This window comes from Haladaptatus sp. (genome assembly GCF_049589095.1).
Taxonomy (GTDB): Archaea; Halobacteriota; Halobacteria; order Halobacteriales; family Haladaptataceae; genus Haladaptatus.
On record NZ_JBAWAC010000190.1, the window covers coordinates 1 to 3,090 of the forward strand.

Consider the following 3,090-nt stretch of genomic DNA (forward strand, 5'->3'; position numbering starts at 1 on the left):
GATATATTCCCGCTTGTAACTCAATTCGTCCTCGCAATCGGGGCGTGCATCGTCCTCATGTACGTCATCGTCCGTTCGAATCAGCTCATGGACGAGTGATACGGAGACGGACGCTCGATTATCCTAATCCTCTTCCAGCGCCAGTTCCTTGAAAAATCGCTCCGACACGATGTCGAACAGTCGCTCGTTGATGGCGGGCGAGTCCATGTCGCTGTCGGCGAAGATTCCGAGCGACACTTGTCCTCCGGCGCGGTCCTGATGGCCCCCGGCGGTACCGAAGTCGGCGAAGGCCCCGTTGAGGACCGCGCCGATGTCGATGCGGGGGTCGAACGACCGGCCGCTGAGCCAGAGGTCGCCGTTGACGATGCCGATGACGAGCACGGTTCGGATGCCTTCGAGGCGAAGGAGGTAGTCGGCGGCCTGCGGAAGCGCGCCGCTGTCGGGGGTCTGCCCGATGCTGGAGACGAGGACGGACCCGCGCAGAGTGCGGTAATGGATCGCCCGTCCCACCGCGTCCAGCGTCTCTGGCGTGAGCGACGACCCGTACACCTCCTCGATGAGGTCGATGTCGGCGTGCGGAAAGAGGTCGAGCGCCGCCCGGTAGTCGAGTTCGGTCGGGTAGCGGATGTCGTCCAGTCGTTCACGGTGGATGGCGAACAACAGCGCCGAGGCGACCAAGCGAGGTGGCTTGCCGTTCAAGTTGGTCACGTACTCCGCGAGTATCGCCGCCGTCGAGCCGTACTCGGGGCGCGCGTCCACGAACGACGCCTCCGTCTCGGCGATCGATTCCACGTTGTCGATGACGACGTCGGCGGAGACGGTCGGCGGCATTTCCACCTTCGTCCCCGAAATCGAGTGGTCAACGAACGCGACGAGGTCGTACTCCTCGAAGGCGGTGTCGTCGATCTCGTTCAGTTCGATGTCGAAGATGCTGATGAACGACCGGATCTCCTGGTGCGTGATGTGCCCCTGATAGAAGATGTCCGTGTCGTGTACGCCGTTTTGTGTCGCGATCCATTCGAGCGCGTAGGCACTCGCCAGACAGTCCGGGTCCGGCTGGTGATGACAGACGATCGCGAGCGACTCCGTTTCCTCTAAGGTGGTTGCCAGTTCTTCGGGTTCGCCGACAGCTATCTCTCCCATTCTCCATCCCCTGTATCACTATGTGTCTGTCAAACAGGAAGCTACCGGTTGGTTTCGCCGTCGGTCGGAAAAATGGAAGTCGAACGGCTATTCGGTCATCTCGATCAGGTCGTCCGGCATCGGAACGACGCCGAGTTGCTGCATCATGCCAAGCATGTCCCAGTTGGCCCACGTCTGCGTGATTTCCCCGTCCTCGACGCGATGCATGGCGAGACCACTGATCTCGAACGTCTGGCCTGTCGGCTCGTGACCCATGAAATCGCCCTCGTGGGTGCCGGTCTCGGTGCCGCGGAAGACGACCAAATCGCCTTCGCCGATCATCTCCTCGATGGAGACTTCGGCGTCCGGAAACGCCTCCCCGAACATTTGGATCATCTCTTTGAACTCCTCGGGACCCTGTGCACCCGACGGTGCGTCGGGGTCGTATCGGACGTAATCCGGTGCGAGCAGTTCGTCTGCGACCGCTTCGTCCCCCTCGTTCACGAATTCGTTGATGAGTCGATTGACTATTTCCTTGTTTTCGTCTACGTGTTCCATACTGTCCCCCCAGACACCGTTACGCCGTCGGGGTACAAATTGTTGTCTGGGAGTCATCTCCAACTGAAACCGGGTGCAGAATAGCATCCATCGGCTGTCGAGTTGAATACGATAGTCGACTGGCAAACACTTATTTAGCGATCGGTGTGCAACTATGTGTCATGGCGAGCAACGCCGACTACAAGCAAGCGGTGCTCGACTCGAACCCGGACGACTGGCGAACCGGCGGTGCGCCGGACTCGTTCGTGTACCCGAACCGGGACATCACCATGGAACGGATCGGGGACTGGACGCCCACGTCCGCCCCGTGGGAGGAATGGACCGCCGACGACACGCTCCGACGTGCGAAATACCGTCTGTATCACGACGGTGCCCCGTTCGACCAGTTGGACGTTCTGGCCCTCGACGACGGAACGTTGCTACCGATGCCCGACTACAGTCCCCCGGAAGGAAAACCGGACGCCATGCCCAACGAGTACGTCCTCACGCTGACGCGCTATCAGGACGTACTCGGCAGAGTCGCCACGGATGGCGATTTCGAGAGCGCACGCGCTGACGTAGGCGTCGTCGTTCGTGAAAACGGGAGGTGAAAACGGGAAGTGAAAACGGGAACGGGACGGCCAGCGATCGAAACAGCCCCTTCGGACCGTTCACCGACTGACGAGAAAATTCAACTCGAAAACCGTTCTGACGGCGCTGGTGCATTGATATGTCTGCCCGGTGTATGCCATTCATGATTTTCGACCCAACGGCGGAGCACGACCCGCTCGAAACGGCCGACAGTCTCGTCACGGATGGCGGAACGACGGAGGAGAGCATCGAAATCGAGTTCGTCATGGAGGAGGACGAGGACGTTCACGACGGGAACCGCATCCTCGTGCCGATTCTGGACACCCAGACGGACGACGAACAGGAGTACGACATCAAGCGACTGCTCGGGACCGCGTCGTCACTGGCCCGTTCCCGGGACGGCGTGGTGCATCTGGTCAACATCCTGCTCTTCCCTGCTCAGACACCGCTCGACACCGTCGCACGGGATTCACAAATCGACAAGGAACGGAAGAAAGCGCGTGATGACGTGACGGAGCTTTTGAACTGGGCCGAGGATAACGGGTTTCGAGATTTGATGCAGGGGAGCGTCTGTCTCGCGCACAAGGAGGCGAGGACGTTGCACCAACTGGTCGATGGGGGGGAGTACGACGCGGTATTTCTCGGGACGCGAAAGCAGACCTCACAGCGGCAGCGGTTGCTTCGCGGCGACACGATCGAGCGGTTCCTCGAAACCGCGACCTGTGACGTGTACGTCGAACGGTTCGGACTGGAACCGTACGTCGAGGAGTTGGGGTCATCGGCCGAACAGGCACACCGACTACTGCTGGCCGTCGCCGATAGCGTTCACTCCGATTTGGC

At 60.4% G+C, this 3,090-nt stretch carries 4 protein-coding genes; 2 read left to right on the forward strand and 2 right to left on the reverse strand.

What is annotated here, in order from left to right; genetic code table 11:
• Nucleotides 1–123: 123 nt before the first annotated feature.
• Nucleotides 124–1,143, reverse strand: coding sequence for a DHH family phosphoesterase (locus WBV42_RS06355; RefSeq protein WP_253228559.1), 1,020 nt, complete (start codon nt 1,141–1,143; stop codon nt 124–126).
• A gap of 87 nt (nt 1,144–1,230) precedes the next feature.
• Nucleotides 1,231–1,680, reverse strand: a complete 450-nt coding sequence (locus tag WBV42_RS06360; protein ID WP_423985280.1) for an ester cyclase — start codon at nt 1,678–1,680, stop codon at nt 1,231–1,233.
• Nucleotides 1,681–1,841: 161 nt separating this feature from the next.
• Between WBV42_RS06360 and WBV42_RS06365 the strand changes: the two genes are divergently transcribed.
• Both WBV42_RS06365 and WBV42_RS06370 read left to right on the forward strand, forming a co-directional pair.
• A complete protein-coding gene (locus tag WBV42_RS06365) occupies nt 1,842–2,270 on the forward strand; it encodes a hypothetical protein (RefSeq protein WP_423985281.1) in 429 nt (142 codons plus the stop codon).
• A 143-nt stretch (nt 2,271–2,413) separates the two neighbouring features.
• Nucleotides 2,414–3,090, forward strand: a 677-nt coding sequence (locus tag WBV42_RS06370; RefSeq protein WP_423985282.1) for a universal stress protein, incomplete at its 3' end; no start/stop codon positions are given.

Coding starts and splice junctions, on each gene's coding strand:
- WBV42_RS06355 (WP_253228559.1), bottom strand. CDS start 1,143: ATGGGAGAGATAGCTGTCGGCGAACCCGAAGAACTGGCAACCACCTTA.
- WBV42_RS06360 (WP_423985280.1), bottom strand. CDS start 1,680: ATGGAACACGTAGACGAAAACAAGGAAATAGTCAATCGACTCATCAAC.
- WBV42_RS06365 (WP_423985281.1), top strand. CDS start 1,842: ATGGCGAGCAACGCCGACTACAAGCAAGCGGTGCTCGACTCGAACCCG.